The organism is Melioribacter sp. Ez-97 (assembly GCF_051488665.1).
Lineage (GTDB): Bacteria > Bacteroidota > Ignavibacteria > Ignavibacteriales > Melioribacteraceae > Melioribacter.
Map to the genome: position 1 here is coordinate 118,543 of NZ_JBPSEG010000003.1, position 23,113 is coordinate 141,655.

General features: G+C 42.2%; 24 protein-coding genes. 8 read left to right on the plus strand and 16 right to left on the minus strand.

Features of this window, described 5'->3' with window-relative positions:
- Positions 1 to 37: 37 nt before the first annotated feature.
- The 4 genes from aat to ACSSWA_RS05180 form a co-directional block, all read right to left on the minus strand.
- The gene (aat, locus tag ACSSWA_RS05165; protein ID WP_437355492.1) at positions 38 to 634 is read right to left on the minus strand and encodes a leucyl/phenylalanyl-tRNA--protein transferase; all 597 of its coding nucleotides are present in this window, start codon (positions 632 to 634) and stop codon (positions 38 to 40) included.
- Positions 627 to 1,118: a DUF2721 domain-containing protein gene (locus ACSSWA_RS05170; protein ID WP_437355493.1), complete on the minus strand. Its 492-nt coding sequence runs from the start codon at positions 1,116 to 1,118 to the stop codon at positions 627 to 629. The genes aat and ACSSWA_RS05170 overlap by 8 nt, the downstream gene beginning before the upstream one ends.
- Positions 1,108 to 1,536: a CBS domain-containing protein gene (locus tag ACSSWA_RS05175; RefSeq protein ID WP_437355494.1), complete on the minus strand. Its 429-nt coding sequence runs from the start codon at positions 1,534 to 1,536 to the stop codon at positions 1,108 to 1,110. Before ACSSWA_RS05175 ends, ACSSWA_RS05170 begins: the two co-directional genes overlap by 11 nt.
- Positions 1,537 to 1,612: 76 nt before the next feature.
- Positions 1,613 to 3,001 carry an aminopeptidase P family protein gene (locus ACSSWA_RS05180; protein ID WP_437355495.1) on the minus strand — a complete coding sequence of 463 codons (1,389 nt, stop codon included), beginning with the start codon at positions 2,999 to 3,001 and terminating at the stop codon, positions 1,613 to 1,615.
- Between the two features lie 120 nt (positions 3,002 to 3,121).
- Here ACSSWA_RS05180 and ACSSWA_RS05185 point away from each other — a divergent pair, with 120 nt between their 5' ends.
- Positions 3,122 to 4,003 (plus strand): DMT family transporter, encoded by an 882-nt coding sequence (locus tag ACSSWA_RS05185; RefSeq protein ID WP_437355496.1) that lies wholly within the window; start codon positions 3,122 to 3,124, stop codon positions 4,001 to 4,003.
- Here ACSSWA_RS05185 and ACSSWA_RS05190 read toward each other — a convergent pair.
- On the minus strand, positions 3,990 to 4,949 hold the full coding sequence (locus ACSSWA_RS05190; RefSeq protein WP_437355497.1) for an MBL fold metallo-hydrolase: 960 nt from the start codon (positions 4,947 to 4,949) through the stop codon (positions 3,990 to 3,992). The genes ACSSWA_RS05185 and ACSSWA_RS05190 overlap by 14 nt on opposite strands.
- A 62-nt stretch (positions 4,950 to 5,011) precedes the next feature.
- Positions 5,012 to 5,467 carry a TPM domain-containing protein gene (locus tag ACSSWA_RS05195; protein ID WP_437355498.1) on the minus strand — a complete coding sequence of 152 codons (456 nt, stop codon included), beginning with the start codon at positions 5,465 to 5,467 and terminating at the stop codon, positions 5,012 to 5,014.
- A gap of 109 nt (positions 5,468 to 5,576) precedes the next feature.
- Here ACSSWA_RS05195 and gpmA point away from each other — a divergent pair, with 109 nt between their 5' ends.
- From gpmA to ACSSWA_RS05210, 3 genes are all read left to right on the plus strand, one after another.
- The gene (gpmA, locus tag ACSSWA_RS05200) at positions 5,577 to 6,323 is read left to right on the plus strand and encodes a 2,3-diphosphoglycerate-dependent phosphoglycerate mutase (RefSeq protein WP_437355499.1); all 747 of its coding nucleotides are present in this window, start codon (positions 5,577 to 5,579) and stop codon (positions 6,321 to 6,323) included.
- Positions 6,324 to 6,462: 139 nt separating this feature from the next.
- Positions 6,463 to 7,491, plus strand: a complete 1,029-nt coding sequence (locus tag ACSSWA_RS05205) for a PorV/PorQ family protein (protein ID WP_437355500.1) — start codon at positions 6,463 to 6,465, stop codon at positions 7,489 to 7,491.
- 49 nt (positions 7,492 to 7,540) lie between these two features.
- Positions 7,541 to 8,029, plus strand: coding sequence for a hypothetical protein (locus tag ACSSWA_RS05210; protein ID WP_437355501.1), 489 nt, complete (start codon positions 7,541 to 7,543; stop codon positions 8,027 to 8,029).
- Here ACSSWA_RS05210 and ACSSWA_RS05215 read toward each other — a convergent pair.
- From ACSSWA_RS05215 to ACSSWA_RS05230, 4 genes are all read right to left on the minus strand, one after another.
- A complete protein-coding gene (locus ACSSWA_RS05215) occupies positions 8,022 to 9,986 on the minus strand; it encodes a tetratricopeptide repeat-containing sensor histidine kinase (RefSeq protein ID WP_437355502.1) in 1,965 nt (654 codons plus the stop codon). The genes ACSSWA_RS05210 and ACSSWA_RS05215 overlap by 8 nt on opposite strands.
- A gap of 111 nt (positions 9,987 to 10,097) precedes the next feature.
- Complete coding sequence (locus ACSSWA_RS05220) at positions 10,098 to 10,607, minus strand: hypothetical protein (protein WP_437355503.1); 510 nt, start codon at positions 10,605 to 10,607, stop codon at positions 10,098 to 10,100.
- A gap of 14 nt (positions 10,608 to 10,621) precedes the next feature.
- Positions 10,622 to 10,927 (minus strand): hypothetical protein, encoded by a 306-nt coding sequence (locus ACSSWA_RS05225; RefSeq protein ID WP_437355504.1) that lies wholly within the window; start codon positions 10,925 to 10,927, stop codon positions 10,622 to 10,624.
- Positions 10,928 to 10,934: 7 nt separating this feature from the next.
- Positions 10,935 to 11,594 carry a hypothetical protein gene (locus tag ACSSWA_RS05230; RefSeq protein ID WP_437355505.1) on the minus strand — a complete coding sequence of 220 codons (660 nt, stop codon included), beginning with the start codon at positions 11,592 to 11,594 and terminating at the stop codon, positions 10,935 to 10,937.
- 208 nt (positions 11,595 to 11,802) lie between these two features.
- Between ACSSWA_RS05230 and ACSSWA_RS05235 the strand changes: the two genes are divergently transcribed.
- Both ACSSWA_RS05235 and ACSSWA_RS05240 read left to right on the plus strand, forming a co-directional pair.
- A complete protein-coding gene (locus ACSSWA_RS05235) occupies positions 11,803 to 13,767 on the plus strand; it encodes a transketolase C-terminal domain-containing protein (RefSeq protein WP_437355506.1) in 1,965 nt (654 codons plus the stop codon).
- A 71-nt stretch (positions 13,768 to 13,838) separates the two neighbouring features.
- Positions 13,839 to 15,077, plus strand: coding sequence for a DNA polymerase Y family protein (locus ACSSWA_RS05240; RefSeq protein WP_437355507.1), 1,239 nt, complete (start codon positions 13,839 to 13,841; stop codon positions 15,075 to 15,077).
- Here the strand turns inward: ACSSWA_RS05240 and amrB are convergent.
- From amrB to ACSSWA_RS05260, 4 genes are read right to left on the minus strand one after another with little or no spacing between them, the layout of a single operon-like run.
- Positions 15,071 to 15,886: an AmmeMemoRadiSam system protein B gene (amrB, locus tag ACSSWA_RS05245; RefSeq protein WP_437355508.1), complete on the minus strand. Its 816-nt coding sequence runs from the start codon at positions 15,884 to 15,886 to the stop codon at positions 15,071 to 15,073. The genes ACSSWA_RS05240 and amrB overlap by 7 nt on opposite strands.
- Positions 15,883 to 16,446 carry an AmmeMemoRadiSam system protein A gene (gene amrA, locus ACSSWA_RS05250; protein ID WP_437355509.1) on the minus strand — a complete coding sequence of 188 codons (564 nt, stop codon included), beginning with the start codon at positions 16,444 to 16,446 and terminating at the stop codon, positions 15,883 to 15,885. The genes amrB and amrA overlap by 4 nt, the downstream gene beginning before the upstream one ends.
- Positions 16,447 to 17,262, minus strand: coding sequence for a DUF4905 domain-containing protein (locus ACSSWA_RS05255; protein ID WP_437355510.1), 816 nt, complete (start codon positions 17,260 to 17,262; stop codon positions 16,447 to 16,449).
- A gap of 13 nt (positions 17,263 to 17,275) precedes the next feature.
- Entirely contained in the window at positions 17,276 to 18,652 is a 1,377-nt protein-coding gene (locus ACSSWA_RS05260; protein ID WP_437355511.1) for a tryptophanase, read from the minus strand.
- Positions 18,653 to 18,883: 231 nt separating this feature from the next.
- Between ACSSWA_RS05260 and ACSSWA_RS05265 the strand changes: the two genes are divergently transcribed.
- Positions 18,884 to 19,711, plus strand: a complete 828-nt coding sequence (locus ACSSWA_RS05265; protein ID WP_437355512.1) for a YIP1 family protein — start codon at positions 18,884 to 18,886, stop codon at positions 19,709 to 19,711.
- 40 nt (positions 19,712 to 19,751) lie between these two features.
- On the opposite strand, the gene priA is transcribed toward ACSSWA_RS05265, so the two are convergent.
- On the minus strand, positions 19,752 to 22,229 hold the full coding sequence (gene priA, locus ACSSWA_RS05270) for a primosomal protein N' (RefSeq protein WP_437355513.1): 2,478 nt from the start codon (positions 22,227 to 22,229) through the stop codon (positions 19,752 to 19,754).
- 254 nt (positions 22,230 to 22,483) lie between these two features.
- Here priA and ACSSWA_RS05275 point away from each other — a divergent pair, with 254 nt between their 5' ends.
- Complete coding sequence (locus tag ACSSWA_RS05275; protein ID WP_014855380.1) at positions 22,484 to 22,693, plus strand: 4Fe-4S binding protein; 210 nt, start codon at positions 22,484 to 22,486, stop codon at positions 22,691 to 22,693.
- Positions 22,694 to 22,775: 82 nt separating this feature from the next.
- Here the strand turns inward: ACSSWA_RS05275 and trxA are convergent, their stop codons facing one another.
- The gene (trxA, locus tag ACSSWA_RS05280) at positions 22,776 to 23,111 is read right to left on the minus strand and encodes a thioredoxin (RefSeq protein ID WP_437355514.1); all 336 of its coding nucleotides are present in this window, start codon (positions 23,109 to 23,111) and stop codon (positions 22,776 to 22,778) included.
- Between the last annotated feature and the right edge of the window lie 2 nt (positions 23,112 to 23,113).

Consider the following 23,113-nt stretch of genomic DNA (forward strand, 5'->3'; position numbering starts at 1 on the left):
ACCCCCGTTAAATAAATTTGCCGCTCAATATACGCATTTAGAAAACAACATTCCTTTTATAAGCCCGGGCAAGCAGATTATTAAACTCTTCGTAATTGATTTGAACGGTTCCGAACATCTTAAGATGTTCGTTTTCGTATTGAACGTCGAGCAATACGAATCCCCTTTCATTCAGCCTTTCGATCAATTTTACCAGAGCGCATTTCGAAGCCTGGGAGACCGCGGTAAACATCGACTCGCCGAAGAAAGCGCCTTTATAAGTAACGCCGTAAAGTCCTCCTACCAATTTATTCTCCCGCCACACTTCGACTGAATGAAGAAATCCCGATTGATACAGTCCCTCGTATGCTTCGATCAATCGTTCGGAAATCCATGTGGAAGGACGATTGGCGCATTGACGAACCACTTCCATTACTGAGGTATCGTACCGGTATTCGAAATCGGCGGATTCCATAAATTTTCTGAGCGAGCGGGGCACGTTATAATTATCGAGCGGAATGATGGTTCTGATTTCGGGCAAATACCAATTAATTTCGCCCGTAGGCTCCGCCATCGGAAAAGCACCTCTGGCATAGAGCCGGATCATATTATTTGGGAGTAATAGATCGTCATACGGCTGTTGGTTTTCAGTCATCTACATCGACTTCGAATTTAATAATATCGTATCCTTTCTTCGATTCGAAACCCGCGAAAAGCGCCCCGGTAAGGACGAGAATCATGCCCAATAAAAAAGCAATCACAATCGGGAAATTAAGATAGTCCATCGAAAGAAGGTAACCGAACCCGAGCAGCAGCGAAGTTAAAACAAAAAGCGCCACCGCCGCAACATAACTGAGCACAGAATTTCTAATAAGGCGTACTCGATAAACAAGGAGTTCGATTTGCCTCGCTATGCTTTCCAGACGCAAATTTTCCGTTGTCGTCAGGGGTTTGTCGCCCACTTTCATAAACAGTCTTCTTTTTTCTTCATTGAGAAGCCGGATGCGGTTGACTACAAGCGAATATCTGTTGTTGATTCCCAGCAATAATAAGCCGCATGCGCTTATCATCACTGCAGGCGCCAGCATAAGTTGAATCAGATTTTGCGCGTTAATATCGAATAAAAAATTATTTTGCATATATATAATTGTGAAGCACTTCAATTGTTTCCTTTTGTACGGTAAGGTCAAACTCGAGCAGGTCTCTCATCGCCAAAATTCCAACCAGCTTCCCGTCTTCGATAATTAATAAATGCCTTGTGCCTTTGTCTTTCATTTTTTTGAGGCATTCCTGATGCGACTCGTTTATATCTGCCAGTATAAGTTCTCTGGTCATAACGTCGTCAATTTTTGTAGTATTGATATCGAGCCCTTTTGCAATTACTCTTTTAACGAGGTCTCTTTCCGAGAAAACGCCTACAAGTTTTCCTTCTTCGTCCAGAACGGGCACCAGACCGATATTATGCTCAGCCATAAAATTAACGGCGTCCAGAACCGAGGTTCCGGTTTTGACCGTATAGATGTTTCTATTTTGAAGCAATTCTTTGATTGTCTTCATAACCCCTCCTATTAAGCCTTAATGTCCTATTTAAACTACGCAATGAACCCCTTTACATGCAAGAGAAAAAATAGATTTATGCCGAAGAAAGGGCTTCCAGTTCTTCGATTGTTTTGGGAATTTTTTTGCCTAGAACGCGCGAGCCGTTTTTAGTTACGAGCACGTCGTCTTCTATTCGGATGCCTCCGAAGTCTTTATATTTTTCTAATTTATTATAATTTATAAATTCACCGAACTTCTTCTCCGCTTTCCACTTATCGATCAACTGAGGGATGAAATAGATTCCCGGTTCTACGGTAATAACTATACCGGGCACAAGAGCTTTGGCATACCGGAGAGATTTAAGACCGAACTGGGAGCTTCTTTTGATTTTATCGTCGTAACCGAAATTGCCTTCCCCGAAATTTTCAAGGTCGTGAACATCGAGTCCGAGCAGATGCCCCAGACCGTGCGGAAAGAAGAGCGCATGAGCACCGCTTTTTACGGCTTCTTTAATATTCCCTTTCATCAATCCTACGGCTTTAAGTCCTTCTGCAATAACGGAGGCGGCTTTCAGATGCACCTGTTTGTAACTCCTCCCCGGTTTGATAAATTTAATGGCTTCGAGTTGAGCCGACAGCACGATGTTGTAAATTTCCTTTTGTCTTTCGGAAAATTTGCCGCCCACAGGAAAAGTTCTGGTAATATCGCTTGCATAATGTTCCAAGCTTTCGGCGCCGCTGTCGTGCACCACAAGGTCGCCCTTTCTCAGAACGTTATTGTGCGAGTGATTATGAAGAGTTTCGCCGTGTTTCGAAAGAATAACGGGAAACGACAATCCCCTTCCCATCGAATAAGCTAGACCTTCCACATAACCGGCAATTTTTTTTTCGATGATTCCGGGTTTAGCCATTTTTATCGCGTTCGTGTGCATTTCGTATGAAATCTCGAGAGCTTTTTCGATTTGTTCTATCTCTTCTTTCGATTTAACGGCGCGTTGATCGGCGACGGCATGTATGAGAGCCTGCGAAGCGTATTCGTTTACCCGCAACGCGTCTATTCCAAGCAATATTTGAAGTTTGAGCATATTTTCGTGTCGGTATTGAGGAATGTAGTGTATTCTCCTGCCCTTTTTAATATTATCCGAAAGATACGATTCTAAATCCGAAAGAGGAGCGGAGTTTTCAACTCCGATTTGCCGGGCTTTTTGTTTGACTGATTTTTGCGGTCCCATCCAGACTATGTCGTCGATATCGTAATCGTTGCCGAAAAGAGTTTCTTTATTTTCATCGATGTCGATTATGCCGGCAAAATTCGGCTCGTCGATTCCGAAATAATAAAGGAACGTGCTGTCCTGCCGGAAACGATACGTATTGTCGGTGTAATTCATGGGAGATTCGCCGTTTCCGAGAAACAATATTATCCCTTCTTTAATTTTCTTTTTTAGCGAGTTTCTTCTTTTGATATAAATTTCTTTTTCGAACATTGGTTCACCTTTTTGTTTTCTATCCGGACTTTAAGATAACCGACATTTTTTTGATAACAAACTAAAAAAATAGAATAAGTTTTTCTATTTTCAGAGCCATAAAATTATTGAAATGGGAAAATGAAGAAGAGCGGTTTGAAATACGCATTGAGCGCCGTTTTTTTGTGGTCTACCGTTGCCACGGCGTTCAAACTTACTCTCCGGGGAATGGATTACGCGCAGCTTTTATTTTATTCTTCGTTAACGAGCGCAATCATATTCGCATCGTTGATTGTTATAAGAAGAAAGAGTGTCGTCGAAACGCTCTTTTCAAAAAAATATGTAAAGAACAACATAGTTTTAGGTCTGTTAAATCCTTTTCTTTATTATCTTGTTTTATTCAAAGCGTATTCTCTTTTGCCCGCTCAGGAAGCCCAGCCTCTTAATTATACCTGGCCAATTATAATTTCCATATTTGCCGTAATCTTTCTTAAGAACAAAATTAATATCAGAATAATACTGGGATTGGCGTTAGCCTTTGCCGGAGTGATAGTTATTGCCACGCGCGGAAATATTTTGTCGCTCCATTTTCATAATCTTCTCGGCGTTAGCCTTGCATTGGGAAGTTCTCTGTTGTGGGGATTGTTCTGGACTTTCAATCTTCTCGACAGCCGCAAAGAAGACGAGAAATTATTCGGCTCATTTTTCTTCGGTACGATTTATACGTTCATTTATCTAGCCATATTCGGATCGTTTACAATTACTTCGTACAAATATTTATTCGGAGCTGTTTACATCGGATTTTTCGAAATGGGAATAACTTTTATTTTGTGGCTGAACGCTCTTAGGCTAAGCGACAACAAAGCGCGCACCGCCACGCTGGCTTATCTTTCGCCTTTTATATCTCTATTATTTATCTGGTTAATATTGGGCGAAAAGCTTTTGCTGTCGTCAATAACAGGATTAATTCTTATAGTAAGCGGAATAATAATACAACGACTGAATGACTCTATCCGTAATTGATTCCGTTTAGAGAAAAAGTCTGTCCTATTTCATGGAGTCCGACTTTGATAGGATATTTGGACGCGGATTTTAGCAGCCATTCGATCGGCTCGTCTACGGGCTCGCTTCCCTGTCTGAACGTTTTGGTATGAATCGGTACAAAATATTTGGCATTCATTCTGATTGCCATTAGCAAAGCTTCTTCAGGATTGCAGTGGCTTCTTCGCCACGGATTGTAAGCTCCGATCGGCATTATTGCAATATCCACATTTTCGTTTTTTAACGAATCGAATTTATCGGTCATTGCGGTATCGCCGCCGAAGACGATTTTTTTGTTTTTGTATTCAATCAAATAAGCGTTATAACTTCTCCCGTCTTTGAAGAATCCCCGCGAGCGGTCTTTTTCCCACGGGAACCGCCATCCGAAATGTTTTACTTCCAGCGCTCTGAAATTTATACCGCCTAAGTTCAATTCGTCTCCCCAATCCATAATATTGAGGGATTTCCACGGTAAATCTTCAATCACGTCGCCGGTTAAATACGACGTAATTACGTCTATTTTGCCGGGATATTTTTGGGCAAAAAATTTTAGCGTCGGATAATCCATGTGGTCCATATGCGCGTGCGAAAGGAGTATAATGTCGGGACGCGGTATTTCATTTCTGTGAAGCGCAGGAGGGGAAATCCTTGAAGGTCCGTAACTCGTTCCGAAAAGATAAACGCCGACCCGTTCGAATAATACAGGATCGGTTAAAATCCATTTTCCCATGAAATTTATCAATACTGTGGAATGCCCGATCCACGACAGCGTTATATCCTTGCTGTCCCAGCCGGCGGGTACCGGTTTGTACTTTAACTCAAGGCGTTCTTCGGCTTTTGAATCCCTGCCGCCGTATAAAAACGAGAAAAACGTTCCGGCTGCAATTAATGAAAGTTTATTTAAAAAATTTCTTCTGTTTACGGACATAAGTCTCTAATTCAATTATGCGTATCTGAAAAACAACACAGCTCAGGAAAAAATTCACTAAATCAAGTTATAATTTTGTTCGACAGTTCGTTTGTGTCGTCCGCTTTAATCGGGAAATATTCGGAAAGCGTTCTGCCGACGAGTTCGATGCCTTTTAAAATGCCGTCGGTATATTTGCCGTTCATAAATTCGGACTGCATTATGTCTCTTATTTCGTCCCATGTAGATTGACTTACTTTCGAGTTGATCCCTTCGTCTGCAAGAATGTAGAACATTCTTCTGGGTAAAAGAAGATAGATTAAAATACCGGTTCTGTCCCTCGTATTTTGCATATTGAGTCTTTTGAATTCGTCTTCCGCCAATCGCCTTATATCCTTACGCGAATCGAAAAAAGGGAGTTCGTCTTTGATAGCCAGACGGATTTCGCCGGATGTTGATTTTTCGGCTTCTTCAATAGCCCTTGAAAAGCGGAGAAAATCGTCGTCCGTAAAATAATGATATATCAGTTTTCTTTTCATATTCGCCCGAAGTTTACAACAAAGATAAATGTTACAATCATTAAAATAAACCCGTAATTCCGAAAATTATTATATTTGCACCTGATTTTATTAACAAATCGAGGTAATTATGTATAAGGTAGTTTTATTACGACACGGAGAAAGCGAGTGGAACAAATTGAATCTGTTCACAGGCTGGACTGACGTCGATTTATCCGAAAAAGGAATCGAAGAAGCTCACCAGGCAGGCAAAGTAATGAAGGAAGAAGGTTACACGTTCGACATCGCATTTACGTCCGTACTTAAAAGAGCAATCAAAACTCTCTACATAGCGCAGGAAGAGATGGATTTATTGTGGATTCCGGTAATAAAATCATGGCGTTTGAACGAACGTCACTACGGAGCGCTTCAGGGTTTGAACAAAGCGGAGACAGCCGAAAAGTACGGGGACGAGCAGGTTAAATTGTGGCGCAGAAGTTACGACGTTCCCCCGCCGGCATTGGACGAGAACGACCCCCGTTATCCGGGCAAAGACCCCCGTTACAAAGACCTCGACAAAAAAGATATCCCTTTAACCGAAAGTTTGAAGTCGACGGTTGAGCGTTTTCTGCCTTACTGGCACGAAACCATAGCTCCTACAATTAAAAGCGGCAAGAAGGTTATCATTGCGGCTCACGGCAACAGCTTACGCGCACTCGTGAAATATCTCGACAATATGTCGGAAGAAGAAATTGTGAATCTGAATATTCCTACGGGAGTTCCTTTGGTATACGAACTCGACGAGGACCTGAAACCGATTAAGCATTATTATCTCGGCGACCAGGAAGCAATTAAAGCCGCAATCAATGCGGTTGCCAAACAAACCGAAAAGAAATAACCGGATTTGCATTCCAATCGGATATATTTTATTATTGTTTGAAAAATTCGGGTCTGGTATTAAGACCCGGATTTTTCAATAAAAAAATCAAGGAGAAGATCGGGTCAATTTGCTACCGTAAACATCAAGGAGACTAAAAATGAAAAAAGTATTAATCGCTTCGATCTTTCTCCTCATTTCATCCGTCCCGATTATATCCCAGACGGTCATTGGAAAATACGGCGGCGAATTTCTCGCAATCGGAGTCGGCGGAAGAGCTTCGGGAATGGGCGGAGCTCAGACGGCTATAGTAAACGACGTCACCGCGGGATACTGGAATCCGGCGGCGTTGGCGCATATCGATTATCCTCAGGCAGCTCTTATGCACGAAGAACATTTCGGCAGCCTTGTTAATTACAACTACGCTGCAGTCGCCATTCCTTACGACAAAGATATGAGTCTCGGATTTAGCGTTATAAGATTAAGCATCGACGGAATACCGGACACCAGAAACGCTCTTTACGATTCGAACGGCGACGGAATTATAGACATACATACCGACAGATTCGATTACTCGAAAATAACGGAATTCAACAATACCGACTGGGCGTTTTTCCTTACATTTGCCAAAAGGCAAACCGATAATTTTTATTGGGGAGCCAACGTGAAAATCATCCGGCGGGACATTGCGGAATACAGCGCGACAGGCATCGGTTTTGACATCGGCGCGTTCTACCGTCCGTTCAATTCTTTGCTATTGGGACTAAACTTTCAGGATATTACAACAACGTTAGTTGCATGGGATACCGGCAGAAACGAATTAATTACTCCGACTTTGAAAACCGGCGCCGCTTATTTAATCGATCTCTGGGGCGGAGTTCTTACTCCGGCTATCGATATCGACACGAGATTCGAAAACAGAAAGTTTGCCTCGAATTTGAATCTCGGTCCGGTCAGTTTCGACGTACATACCGGAATAGAATATCGGTATAAAAACATTGCGGCATTACGCATCGGTTATTCGGACGTCAAGCAATTGACAATCGGAGCGGGGATAAAATTACCCAAAATGATTATCGATTATTCGTACTCCAGGGTCAGCGGCAATCAGGACGAAACGCTGCCCGAATCGCACAGAATTTCGCTTCTCCTTACACTCGAAGACCTGCAGTTCAAGCGAAAAGAATAGCCGACAGCTGCGTATCGGAATTTCAATTTAATCTACGGCGCTCACCGGAATGCGTAATATTAAAATATCGGTTATAATTTTATTTCTCGCCGGATGCGCGGCAAAAGAGATTTCCGTCAATACGACCCACATAACGCATGACTACTATTCTTTTGATCTGCCGGAAGGCTGGCTCGTTTTCGATACAAATTCGTCGCAAAGCGGCTATCCCTTAGTTCTTTCGAACGTATCCCGAAACGCATTCATACTTATAAACAGAATAAATCTGAATGCCGAACTTCCGCTTGCAGAAACGGCAAACCTGAGCGGATATTTTTTAAAACTTAATCTCGGAAAAAACTTCAACGGATTTTCCGATATAAAGCTTGAAGGGAATTACGCCGAATACGAATTCATAACGCCGCAAGGAATTAAAGGGAGAGTGGCAGTCAAAAAAGTTAATGAGAATTATTTTGAAATCACCGGCTATAACAAAGTCCAAGCCGCTGATGACGAATTGAACAAAGCGCTGGAAATTATTGCGAAGTCGCTCAGATAGACTGTCCGTTTTGGTTGTTGTAAAGCTGCAGAGTAAATATAAATTTGCTTCCTTTGTCGAGTTCGCTTTCGACCCAAATTTTGCCTTCCAATTTTTCGATAAAATCTTTACAGAGCAAGAGACCCAATCCGCTCCCTTTTTCGCCGGAAGTGCCCGTTTTACTTATTCTTGTATTTCGGACAAAAAGTTTATCCATAGTTTCTTTATCCATACCGATACCGTTATCGGCTACGGTCACCTTAACCGTGTTATCTTCTTTTATCGCTTCAATAAAAATTCTACCGCCTTTGTTCGAAAATTTAATACCGTTGGAAATCAGATTTCTAAAGACCGTATTTAAAATGTTTTCGTCTGCCCACACTTCGATACCCGGCTCTATCGAAGTTTCGAGAGATATTTCCTTGCTTTTTGCCACTTCTTCAAGAAGGAAGAAGTTTGTTTTGACTACTTCGTAAAGGTCTATGTTCACCATTTGCATTTCGAGTTTTCCCATCTGAGCTTGCGACCACATAAGCAGATTTTCGAGAAGCTGATAATTGCTCTTTGCCGCTCTCTCGATACTTTCGATAAACTGTTTCCTTTCGTCGTCTATTTCGTCGTAATGACTTATCAAAAAATTAGTATAAACGAAAATAGTATTGAACGGAGATTTGAGGTCGTGAGCGAGTATTCTGAAAAAAGTGTCCTTCATATTATTAAGTTCCGCCAATTCTTCGGCGGCAACTTTCTTTGCCCTGTATCTGTTGTAGATAACGACCGCGCTCAATAAAATGAGCAACGTAATAATAAGGAGAAATTTGCGCTGCCTGTCGGCAAATTCGATATCCTTGACAAGCAGTTCGTTTTCCTTTTTTTGTTTTTCATTTTCATAAATCGATTCGAGGGCTCTGACAACGGCAAGACTCTTTCTGTTGATGATCGAATCTTTGATGTCCGTCAGTTTTTTGTGATAAACCAATGCGGTTTTGAAATCGCCTTTCATTTCGGAAAGTTTTGTAGCATTTTCATAACATTCGAGCGTTATATAAGCTATATTATATTTTTCGGTCAATCTCAAAGCCTCGTTCATTGTTTCGTCGGCTTTCGACCTATTGCCCAATTTGTAATAGATCAGCGATATGTTGCTAAGGTTTGTGGCAATACCTTCTATCGAATTAGAGGCGCGCGACAAATCCAACGCCTTTTGTCTCAACTCCAGAGCTCGTTTATAATCCCCTTTTTCAAAATAGATGTCGCCGATACCGCCCCATACCGAAGCCAGCCCCGTTTTACTTCCGTTAGCTTTGTAAATCCTTTCCAGGTTTTGATAGTATTCAAGCGCCTCGTCCGGTTTGTTCTGTTCTTTATAAATCTCCGCAATCAAATTCAACGCAAGCGCTTTACCCTCTTCGTCTCCGATCTCTTCCCTCAGTTCTATTGTTTTATTCAAATACTCGAGAGCTTTTTCATAATTTTTCTGGTTTTTATAGATTAATCCGATATTAATAGTGCAAAACGCCATTCCCCGTTTGTCGCCGATATTTTCAAATATCTTCAGACCGTTGAGCACGTATTCGAGCGCGAGGGGATTATTTCCCTGAATTCTGTAAATGCCGCCTATATTATTATACGAGTAACCGATTTGAACCGAATCTTTTATCTGTTCGGCGAGTATTAACGCTTTTTTGTAATAGTCGATTGCCCTGGCGTAGTTTCCTCTGTTTCTGTAGACCACTCCGAGCAAATTCATTGCGCGAGCTTGCAAAGGTTTGTTATCTATTTTTTGAGCAATACGAATTGCCTCTTCGCCGGCTTCTATTGCCAATTCGGGATTAGTCGCCCTTTCGTTCCAGCAAATATCCGTTAACATTACCGCTTTTAAGGAATCGGGTTGATCGGACATACTTTTCCTGAGGCTGTCTAAATTCGGCTGTGCCCACCCCATAGCGGCGTGAATTAGTAAGATAAACAATATCATAATCGAGTATGCACCCTCTGTTTAAAGAACTTCCCCCAAATGATTTTCAGTGCATTCAAATATAAGAAGATTTGAGGGCTTTTTTAAATATTTTTTTCCCATTTTGTCTTATCAAACCGTTTTTGCCGCGGCGCTTTCAAAATAGTCCTGAATAATTTTAATGCTCTCCTTTGCGGCTTTGCTAATGTAGTCGGCAGCCTCTCCGATCGCTTTTCTGTCAGTAGAATCCATTTCCATCAATCTTAAACCCACCTGCGTTTGATAACCGTTCAACGCAATTACAATCTGACTCATATCTCCCATCAATTTGTGAATCCGCTCGATCGGTTTGAACAAAAAAAGCGCTGTCAGGTCTGCCAGTCCCAATCCGCCCGAAACCAGAGACTTAATTTCATCGGCATTGCCTCTTAGCGGAACGCTCAGCAACAATACTCCCAGGACAAACATTGCAATAGAAAGCGCCACAATTATCCAGTAGGTTGCGCTTAATTTGAATCTGAGATTATGAATCTCCGTTTTCCCGTCGAGCATCGAATTTTGCAAATGTTTTACAATAAATTCGTTTGCCTTTTTTCTTTGTTCAGCGTCTAACGACAACGCTTCGTTTTCTTGCCCGCTCATTTTTACCTCTCGCTTTAAATAAACAATTTGGCAAGAGAAGGAATTTTTTTGGCTATATCCACGGCGGCTTTTCCAAGCTCTTCAATATTCTTTTTAAGTTCCGCCTGATTCAGATTTATTCTGGAAGCTTCTTTAACCACAGTAATCAACTGCTCATAAATTTGCATGTCTTCGGTTTCCGGCAGGATTTTTTTAATTTCCTTTTTAGACAATCCCAATAGTTCATCGAGTTCTTCTTTGTATTTTCCTTCGAAAGCCTGTCGGCTTTCGCGCGCTTTTCTTCTTACCCTCTTTCGGAATTCTTCTGCCTTTTTGCTCATTTTACCCTCATTCCAAATCAATTAATTCTTCGAATTCTTTTATAATGTTTTCTAGGTTTTCTTCTTTTGTTTCGATTTTTTTCTTCAGAAGGCTTATTTTTTCGGAAATTTCCGAAATTTGTTTACCCGCCTCAACGCCCAAATTACCCGGTACTGCCATTGCGATTAATTCATTCTGCAAATCCTTTACTTTTACCGTCGACCGCAAATAACCGGTAACAACCGAATTGGCATAGATGATTTTTTGATATGCGCCGTCGAGCGCGCTCAATACGCTGTCCCTCTGCGCTCTTACGGGTTTTAATTTAGAGCGTCTGTAGTTTTCCACTTCTTTCGATATTTCTTCTATTAAGACTTTTGTAAGCTCGAAATCTAAAACAGGTTTGCCCGTAGTCGAATCCATTACGAAAATTTCGCCGCCGAATTCCCGCGTTAAATTATTAACAGTATAAGGCAAATAAACCTCGTCGATAAATTCGTTTATCTCTTCTTCGATGCGATTGTAATACAAACGAACAGTTTCTAAGTGCGCGGAACGGATAGCGCTAACGTCCCTTCCGATAGTAGAATTTAGTTCAACCGTTTCTTTCGGAACGGAACTGCAAGCCAGCGCCATCAGCGCCACAAATATTACAGACGACGATTTAATCGCTTCAGCCGTTTTCATCTGTATCCTTTTTTCTGTATGAAGTAAATAATGGAGGAAACTGCCTGAGAGTATTTCGAATAGAGGCTAAGTTATAAACATCGCGGAAATTTATCAAGGAAAAATGTCCGCCGACCGTCGGCTTCTTAAATTTAACATTAATTTTATTTTATAGTTTGTCCTAAAACCAATAACTTTGTTTTTGTGATAATGCAATTTAAGGAGAGCCATGCCATACAATATCATTAAGAAAGAGGAATTCGACAAAGTACGATTTCACGAAGGCAATTGGGAAATCAGAATGCGGCTTTACGCCGAGATGTGCCGTTATAACACTCTGGTGGCAGTTAAAAAAGCAGGCTCCGGACACCTCGGTTCTTCCTTCAGCTCGTTGGATATAGTCACATACCTTTATTTAAATGAATTAAATGTATTGAACGTAGGGCTTGACGACGAAAACCGGGACATCTATTTTTCTTCCAAGGGGCACGACGTTCCCGGACTTTATTCATTTCTCCATTCGGTAGGAATTCTGCCTGAAGAGAAATTATTAAAGCTCCGAAGACTCAACGGGCTCGACGGACATCCGGAAGTGCGAATTCCCGGAATCGAAGCAAGCACCGGTTCGCTCGGCATGGGCATTTCCAAAGGCAAAGGAATGGCATGGGCAAAAAAATATAAGAAACGCGCCGGAATCGTTTATGTGTTAACCGGCGACGGCGAATTTCAGGAAGGTCAAATATGGGAATCGCTTCAAGCGGCGGCGCATCAACGGATCGACAATTTAATCGCCGTTATGGATCATAATAAATATCAAACCGACATGCTCGTTTCGGAAGTCAATAATATCGAAGACGTTACGGCAAAAGTCAAATCCTTCGGATGGCATGCAATAAGAATAAACGGTCACGATTTCAATCAACTGAAAAGAGCGTTTGGCGAGATAAAGGAAGTTAAAGATAAACCCAAAATGATTATTGCCGATACGGTTAAAGGCAAGGGCGTATCTTTTATGGAAAAGCCCGTAACGGAAACCGTATCGGGGAAAACTTATTACAAATGGCACAGCGGGGCTCCGGATAACGACAGTTATGTGAAAGGTTTAAATGAACTGAGCGACTCGATAAAAAAATTATCCGCATCTTTGAATATAGAAATAGTTATACCGGAAAACGCTCCGGAAGAAAAAATTTCGTTCAAATCTTCAAAAGAATTTGTTACCGACGCTTTCGGAGACGCTCTGGTTGAACTCGCCAAAGAGAATCCGAACATAATCGTTCTCGACGGCGACCTGGCGGCGGATTGTAAACTCAGAAAATTCGAATACACTTATCCCGACAGGTTCATCGAAAACGGAATTGCCGAACAGGATATGGTTTCGACCGCAGGCGGACTGGCGAGAATGGGATTAATACCCGTCGTAAATTCATTTGCAAGTTTCCTTGCAGCCAGAGCTAACGAGCAAATCTATAACAATGCGGGAGAGAAAACTAAAATAATCTACGTCTGTCACTTTGCGGGAATAATTCCCGCAGGCCCGGGTAAATCGCATCAGAGCATACGCGATATTGCGCTGCTGGGAAATCTTCCGAACATTACAATAATTCAGCCGTGCAATGCATTCGAAACTAAAAAAGCCGTCGAATACTGCGTTAACGAAGCTAAAGAAAATTGTGCGCTTCGTCTCGTAATCGGACCTTCGCCAAGGAAAATCGTTTTGCCGGAAAATTATCAGTTCAGAATCGGCATCGGCGCCGAATTGACCGAAGGAGAAGACGCCATTATTTTCGCTTACGGTCCCGTCATGCTGCACGAGGCTTTGACTGCATCGGAAATTTTGAAAAAGTCCGGTTTCGGTCTCAAAGTTGTAAACATGCCGTGGTTAAATAAAATAGACCTCGACTGGATAGCAGAGATAACCGACGAATATAAAAAGATATACGTACTCGAAGATCATTCCACAACCGGCGGACTGGGCGACAGGATTCTCGACGCATTGGCTGCAGTGCATCATTTCAAAGGAAAATTGTTCGAGAAAATCGGATTGAACGATTATCCGGAATGCGGCGCTCCCGACGAAGTATTGAAATATCACGGATTGGACGGTCTTTCGCTTGCCGAAAGAATTTCGGGTTACGGAAATCTTACTGAAAAACAAGGCGAAAATTTTTATAGCGCCGAAGCTCCGCAGTGATTTGAATTTCTTCAATAACTTGAATAAGTTTAAACCGTATTGAATTCTTACCATTAATTTCCGGTATTATTATGCCATTGAGAAATCTATTTCTGGATTTCAACGCCTTCTTTGCCTCTTGCGAACAGCAGCAGTATCCTCATTTGAGGGGAAAACCCGTGGCGGTTGTTCCCGTTAAAGCCGATACTACATGCTGCATTGCGGCAAGTTACGAAGCCAAAAAATACGGCATAAAAACCGGAACGCCCGTTTACGAAGCGAAAAAAGTCTGCCCCGATCTTCAAATTGTTCCGGCTCGTCACCGGATTTACATCGAATACCACGACCGCCTGATCGAAGCGATCGAATCGTGCATTCCGATCGACAAGGTCTATTCGATAGACGAAGTTTCGTGCACTTTGATCGGCAAACAGCAGGAGCCGGAAAACGCCGTTGCGCTGGCAAAAAAAATTAAAGAAACCATATATAAAAACGTAGGCAGATATCTCAGGTGCTCTATCGGATTGGCGCCGAATCAATATCTTGCCAAAACAGCCACCGACATGCAAAAGCCGGACGGCTTGGTCGTCATTCAAGAGAAAGATTTGCCGGACATTTTATTCTCATTGAAATTAAATGATCTGGTGGGCATCGGCAGAAGAATGGAGCCGCGGCTCAGAAAATTCGGCATCGACACGGTCGAAAAATTATGCAAAGCGAGCAAATCCACTTTAAGAAAAGTATGGGGCGGAATAGAAGGCGAAAGGATGTATATGCAGCTCAGAGGCGAAATAGTCGAACGCCCTCCGACGCATCGCACGACGGTGGGACATTCGCACGTAATGTCCCCCGAATTCAGAAATAAAAACGGCGCTTACGCCGTACTGCATCGTTTGCTCCAGAAAGCGGCAATCCGTTTACGATATATGCATTACACAGCGGGAACGATGTCGATAAAAGTTAAATACCTGAACGGCAAAAAATGGCGAAATGAAATTTCGTTTCCTCACACTCAAAATACGTTGTCGTTTATCGAAGCATTCGAAAAGATGTGGAGTTTTTATCCGGAGACGCGCGAAAAGCCGATAGCAGTAGCAGTCACTCTTTATAATCTGTTGCCCGAGAATCAATTTACGCTTTCATTTTTCGAAAATTACGAAAAGACCAAATCGTTACACAGCGCGCTCGATTTTCTGAATAAAAAATACGGTTACGGCGCCGCCTATTTTGCGGGATCGCACAAAGCTATCAATTCCGCGCCAATGAGAATTGCCTTTACTCAGATTCCCAATGTAGAACTTGAAGACGACGATATCGAGTCGAATCAATAAACTACGGCAGAGAGATATCCCACAACTTCTTTCGAGTCGCCGGTAATATCGCCCGAATCGGTGCGCGCCAGCACCTTTGCATTTTTTCTGTTAAGAAGATCCGCGCTTTTCATTAAACTTACAATCGCGCCTCCGCCGCAGGCTTCGCATCTGTTTTCTTCCAGGTCGTTTAAAAGTCCGTTATAGTCAAAATTATTTATACGGTCGACAATTATCGAGTCGAGTTTTTCGGCGATCTGTTTGGAATAATAATGCGAAAGGTCGGAGCTCGACACTATTAAAGTATTTTCATCGACAACCTTGCTCAAGCGCTCCGAAAGTTCGTCCACGAAAAGTTTGCTCTGGTCGCCCATTACAACAGGCAGCAACTTGAAATCTCCGAGGACGACCTGAAGGAACGGCAATTGAACTTCGACGGCATGTTCGCTTCTGTGTCCGTTGACGCCTTTAAAAATAATTTTGCTTCCTTCGGTAATTCTGTCCCTCATTTCCGTATCGATTTCGATTTCGCCCAATGGAGTACGATATGCGTCGCCGTCAAAGACGGAAATTCCGGGGAAGTATTCACGGTGGCTCGGAGAAATGACTACGACAGTTTCGTATTTTTTACCTTTAAGAAGTTTATAAGCCTTTGCCGCCGTTTGACCGGAATAGATATATCCTGCGTGCGGAGCCACAATTCCGTATAAATTATCCGGCGCTTCTTTTGTGCCGGCATTATCGAGCATTTCATTGATTTCGTCGGCAAGTTCTTCGGGCGCTGAAGGATAAAACATTCCCGCCACTGCGGGTTGTCTTACTTTTTTCATTTTTCCTCCAACTCTTCTTCGCTGAACACATCTGCAGTAAAAGCGTAAAGATTGAGCTGTTTTACTTTCCAATAGTCGGAAGGCAGACCCGCTTTTTGACAAAGAGCCTCGAGATATTGTTCCTTGTTCATATTATACTCGAGCGGCACCTGCGGCAGCAATAATCCGCGCCTTCCTTTTTCTTCCACAATCAGCCCGTGTTTGCCAAGTATTATATCGTCGTAGCTCGGCATTGGAAACGGCTCCGACAAAACGGAAACTTCGATATTAATAAGAGGCAATTCGGAACGGCGAAGGGGCTCGAAGCGCGGATCGTTTTGAGCCGCATGGACCGCGGCTTCGCAGACAGTTTCGTACAACGGTTTATCGGAAGTTATATATCCGATACAGCCGCGCAGCATGCCGTTTTCGGTTAAAGTTACGAACGCTCCCGATTCTTTTTTGAGGGACGGATATTTTGTATAATCGCACTTGGGTAATTCTCCGCCGGTAAAAATCGATTCGATTGACTTCCTTGCCGCATTCAGCAAGACCCTCTTTTCATCTTTGCTCAGTTCCATTTACCTCTCCAGTTTGTAAATATTCAAACCGTCTTTTTCTATCAGTAGTATCAAGTAATTCTTGTAAATAAAGAAAGAGTCCGTAAAAAGCGAACCGGCTTTTTTGTTTAAAACTTCTTCAAAGAGCAAATTCCGATTTTCCAGATCGAGTATTCTGAAATAATTCGTAAAATATTCTTTGCCTTCGCGCAAGTGGTAATTAAACATCAATAAATTATCGAAGGTTGCGTATTCAATGTTTCCGTGAACATCGAGATCATTAAGATTTTCCCGAATGAGAGGCTTAAACTCCGATTCTTCAAAATCGAGTTTCGGAAAAACATAGTCGTTAAAATTGTTTAGCCGGTCGGCTTCCGTTCGGAGCGCGTTTATTTTCCGGTAGTCGTTTCCGATATCCTCAAGAATTTCGCCCGTCTTGTAATCGACGGTATAAAAGTATCTCTCATCGAATCCCTGTTTGAAACAATAGAGTTTTTCTTCGTGCGCAAAAAGGAATGAATATTCTTCGTTGTCCCACAGCGTTTCGGAAGTTTCGATATCGAAAGCCGTAATGCCTTTATGGTTCGGTAAATCGGGTTTGGGATATTTATGAAAATAAAGAATGTCTTTATAAATTGTTTCGATACCGACATAATATTTTTCCTGCAGCTGGAAATTTTCGAAAAGGGGGCTGCCTGTTTTCAAATCATAAGAATGGAAAGATACTTCTTTTGTGTCCTTGTCCCTCGATTCGAGCACCATGTAATCGCTTTCGGAAATAAGTATTCGCCATATTTGCCAGTTCGATTTTACCGTAAAATGTTTATTAAGATTCATGATTGTCTCCGCATTAATTGACCGGTTCGAATCGCGCTGTAAAATGCCTCAGCATGGGAGCTTCGTAAATTATTTTATAGCCTTTTAATTTAGCGCGCTTATTAAACGTTTCGATAACCACTTCCGCGACGTAATCGATATGGCTTTGAGTATAAACGCGTCTGGGAATTGCAAGACGCACAAGTTCCATCATGGCGGGAATAAGCCTGCCGGTTTTCTTATCGTACTTGCCGAACATTACCGACCCGATTTCCACGCTTCTGATGCCGCCTTCGAGATAGAGTTCGCATACGATCGATTGCCCGGGGTATTGTTCAGGAGGTATATCGGGTAGAAATCTTTTAGCGTCGATATAGATGGCATGTCCTCCCGGCGGTTCGATAATCGGCACGCCGGCGGCGGTCAATTTTTCTCCGAGATATTCCGTGCTGCGGATACGATAACGGAGATAGTTTTCGTCCAATACTTCCTCCAGTCCCTGCGCAATCGCTTCGAGGTCTCTGCCGGCAAGTCCTCCGTACGTCGGGAAACCCTCGGTAACGATCAATAGATTTCTGCATTGCATTGCCAGATTGTCGTCGTCCATTGAAAGCCATCCTCCGATATTAACAAGAGCGTCTTTCTTTGCGCTCATCGTAGTTCCGTCGGCGTACGAGAAAATTTCTTTAACAATCTCCCTAACCGACTTATTTGAATATCCCTCTTCTCTTTTTTTAATGAAGTACGCATTTTCGGCGAATCTGCAGGCGTCGAAAAAAAGCGGAATGCCGTAACGGTCGCATACTTTTCTTACCTGTTTGATATTTGCAAGCGACACGGGTTGACCGCCGCCTGAATTATTGGTAATGGTTATCATGACGAGCGGTATGTTTTCCTTTCCTTTCTCTTCGATAAAGGCGGTCAATTTTTCCACATCGAGATTGCCTTTAAATGGCGCAACAACTTCGGGCTTTTTGCCTTCTGGACAGAGCAGATCGACCGCTTCGGCGCCCGTAAATTCGATATTTGCGCGCGTGGTGTCGAAAAATGTATTGCTGACAAAATATTTCCCCTCGCCGCCGAGAATAGAAAACAATATTTTTTCAGCCGCTCTTCCCTGATGAGTCGGAATTACATACTTGTTGCCTGTAATTTCTTTTACAGCCGATTCAAAACGGAAAAAGCTTCTGGCGCCGGCGTACGATTCGTCTCCCTTCATAATGCCGCTCCACTGTTCGGAACTCATTGCCGAGGTGCCGCTGTCGGTCAGCAGATCAATTATAACGTCTTCCGCATTAATTAAGAAAGGATTGTATCCGGCGTCTTTCAGAATCTTTTCGCGCTCTTCTTTCGTTGTGAATTTGATCGGTTCTACCGTCTTAATTTTGAATGGTTCGATTATTGTTTTCATAACGAACAAAATCCTTCTGAAATTATATGATTACCTTTTATCTCTAAATTACGAATATTCCCGATTTAAATGCCCGTACGTATTAAAAATTATTCCTTGCATATGCCGCCGTAAACCCTTATTTTTTTTGCAATAAATTATCCGGGGCACAATGTTACTATTCTAATTTCCCTTTTGGTAAAAGGATATCTTTAATCAATCAATAAATTAACAACCAGAAGGAGCGTCAATATGGATGAAAAACAAGACAACCAGGTTCCTCAAATGAGTCCCGTCGAAGAAGAAGAGGAATTGGAATTCAGTCATACGGACAAACTTGTAGGAGTATTTTCGGAACCGGCAGCCACATTCGAAAAATTAAAAAAAGCCGGACCAAAGACAAGCGACTGGTTGATTCCGGTTCTCGTCGTTATCGTGGCGGCTATTTTATCGAATGTAATTATGATGAGCAATCCGGCTATCAAACTTTCGATTGTAGAAAAACAGATGGCTCAGATCGAAAAGAATTTTGACGAAGCGGTTCAGAGCGGAAGAATGACGGAAGAACAGAAAGAAGCGCAGCTGGAACAAATCCGCGAAAGAATGGATCAGGGCGGTTCTATGACTATCATTTTTACCGCCATTAGCATTGTATTTATTACGTTCATTACATTTTTCATTGTTGCCGGAGTTTATTTCCTCGTATGCAAATTCATGCTTAAAGGCGACGGCACATTCAAGGATACGATGGCGGCATACGGTCTTCCTTATTACATAATCGTGATTCAAATTATTGCCATGGTAATAATTGCTTTGGTAACAAACAAGTTTATTACATCAACGAGTTTGGCGGCAATTCTGGAAATCGACAAATCGAAATTTCTCTATTTCCTTTTATCGAGAGTGGACGTCTTTTCAATCTGGTTTTACGCGGTCGTCAGTATAGCTCTCGCCAAAATGTTTAACTCGGAAAACACCGGAAAATATTTTGCGACGATTTTCGGTTTGTGGATCGGAGTAGGATTTATATTCTGGTGGTTGGCGGCTAACGTGCCGTTCCTTGGATTCCTTCAGCAATAATTTTTCTAAGAGGCTGTAAATTCAAGTACAGCCTCTCTTTTTATAATATGCTCTGCGGATCGATATCGACAATCAATGTTATATTTTTATGACGGGACAACCGGTTGAATTCGGTTAAAGCGTCGAAGAGCGCGGTTCTTAACAGTCTCCCCGCAGGGTCAAGATTTCTAAAACTTCTGACCAATATCTGGTACCGGTAAAATCCTTTTATCTTATAAATAATCGCTTCATTAGGCGGAGATATATTTACAACTTTTTTGTGTTTTGTCAGATATTTATGGAAATCGTTTGCCGCCGCCCGGGCTTTCCTTTCGTTTTTATCTTTAATTTCCACAAGCGCAATTCTTGTAAAAGGAGGATACTCGCCTTTCCTGCGCAATTTCAATTCTTCATCATAAAACCCGTAATAGTCATTTTCTATCACTTTCCGAAAAATAAAATTCTTCGAATTTTGCGTTTGAATTATAACCTCTCCTTTTTTGTCGCTTCTTCCGGCTCTGCCCGAGACCTGCGTTAAAAGTTGAAACGTCCTTTCGTCAGCTCGAAAATCGGGTATCCACAAAGAAGTTTCCGCCGATACGACTCCCACCAGAGTTACATTCGAAAAGTCGAGCCCTTTGGAAACCATTTGGGTGCCTACCAGAATATCGATTCTGCCGTTGCGGAAATCGTTTAATATTTCCGAGAGAGCGCCTTTTCTTGAAATCGAATCGGAATCGATCCGCTCTATTTTTGCGTTCGGGAAATAAAACGCCAGTTCGTCCTCCACGCGTTGAGTTCCAGTACCGAAAAACTTCAACGACACCGAGCCGCAAACCGGGCATGCTTTCGGAACCGGCATTGAATTTCCGCAATAATGGCATTGCAAAATATTTTTGCTGATATGATGCACCATTGACACGGTGCAGTCTGTGCATGTAATTACTTCGCCGCAATCGTCGCAATAAACCTGAGTTGCAAATCCGCGTCTGTTTTGAAGGATTATAACGTTCTCTTTTTTTTCAAGTCGTTTCCCAATTTCATCCAGTAACAGATTCGAAAATATGCCTTCCATTTTTTTCTTTTTCTTTTCTATTGTAACGTCGACCAATCTAATCTCGGGCAATTTCGCGTTGTCGATTCTTTCGGGAAGTTCAATCAATTTATACTTGCCGTTCCGGGCATTGTACATGCTTTCGATTGAAGGCGTGGCAGAGCCGAGTACGACGGGACAGTCGTTAAATTTAGCGAGCATAACTGCGGCGTCCCGCGCGTTGTATTTCGGAGTCATGTCCGATTGCTTATAACTCTGGTCGTGCTCTTCGTCGACGACAATCAATCCGATATTTTTCAAAGGGACGAAAAGCGCCGAGCGAGGACCGATTACAATCTTATACTTGCCGGAAAGTATTCCCCGCCATGTGTCGTACCGCTCGCCGAGCGACATACGGCTGTGAAACACGGCAATTTTGTCGTTGAATTTGTTATAGAAACGAGTGGTTATTTGAGGGGTCAAAGAAATTTCAGGAACAAGAATAATTACATTTTTTCCGTTCTTAAGCGTTTCGTCTGCAATTTCGATATAGACCTGCGTTTTGCCGCTTCCCGTAACGCCGTAAAGCAAGAACACGTCGAAACGCCCGCTCGAATTTTTTAACGCTTCTACCGCCTTTTGCTGATTAGCGCTCAGGGCAAGAATTTTCTTTTCTTCGGAATAATTTTCCTTAAAAGTTCTCTCTATTTCCTTTTCGTAGATTTCAACAATTCCTTTGGAAACTAGACTGTTTAATGCCGAGGAAGACGAGCCGGTTTTTTTCAAAATTTCCGCCGCGGGTTTGTCTTCCGCAGAAGAAAGAAGTTCGAGAAGAATCAGCAGTTGTTTAGGCGCGGCTCTTTCGATTTCTGGCATTAAATCGTAAACGGCGTCTCTCGGCAATGCAAGCTTTACATATCTTGCTTTTTTGACCCTTACTTTTGCGTCTTCTATTTCGTTTAATATCGTAATCGCGCCCCGGCTTTCCAGATCTTTCAGAATCGAATAGACATTTTTATTCTTTATTATTTTCTGCAGGTAAGAAATATTAATCAGTTCTTTTTCCGCAAGCGCCGAAAGGATTTTTGCGCGAAGGGAATTCTTATTTTTTTCGCCGATTAAAAGAGAGCGGCAAATTTCCCGGTCGGATACAATTTTTCTTTTTGATTCGACGTCCGTCCCGTAAGGTACGATTGTTTTCAAAGCTTCGCCAAGCGAACAGAGGTAGTAATCCGACATCCATTTGAAAAACTCGAGCGTTTTCGAGTCGAAAATCGGTTCGTCGTCCAGTATATCGCTAAGCGCTTTAATCTTCGATTTGTCGGTAATGCCTGTGGAATTTTCATCAATCGATTCGCCAAGAGCAATTACAAAACCGGTAAGCACCCTTCTGCCGAAAGGCGCCACAACCCTGGCTCCGATTTTTACGTCCTTTTCCAGATGCCGGGGCACCGAATAAGTAAAACTGTTTCTGAAAGGCAACGGAAAAACAATCTGCGCGTACATATTCACCGAGTTTATGATGTTGAAAAATAAAAAAAAGAGCGATTAAAAGAATAAATCATTGTCGAAATAAAGCCACATGTCCAATATCGTCAGGATACACAAGAATCTTTTTTTCTCAATTTTTATGCGTCGTTCGGGAAATTTTATCAATAGTAAAAAAAAACAAACAAAAATTTACCGCACTACCACAAAAACGAATGGCAAGGTTTTTGATAATTTTTCGCCGGTTATTTTTCAATAAAGGAGAATTTATTATGGTAATTACAGACGAATGCATCAGTTGCGCAGCCTGTGTGGACGAATGTGAAAACAACGCAATCTACAATGCAGGCGAAGAATACACAGTAAACGGAGAAACAAAAGCTCCTATTTCCGAAGATCATACATTTATTGCACCGGAATTGTGCAACGATTGCAAATCGTGCGTTGAAGTTTGCGCAGTAGACGCCATCGTTGAAGCTTAAATAGATATCAATACTACCTCCTAAACAAAAAAACCCGATTTTTCAATCGGGTTTTTTTATTCGTAACGAGTAACTATGTATATTAATTTGCAGTTTCGAGATAGGGTTCTATTTTCGACATTAAATGGTATTTGGGAACGGCGCCTACAACAGCGTCGACCATTTTACCATTTTTGAAAATACCGAGCGTCGGAATGCTCATGATTCCGTACTGCGACGCCACGCCGTAATTTTCGTCCGTGTTAACTTTTACTACCTTTAACTTGCCGTTCAATTCATTTGCAATTTCTTCAACGACAGGCGCAACCATTCTGCACGGACCGCACCACGGCGCCCAGAAATCGACCAATACAGGGACATCGGATTGAAGCACTTCAGTCTGAAAATTGAAATCAGTGCCTTCTACAATATTGTTCATAG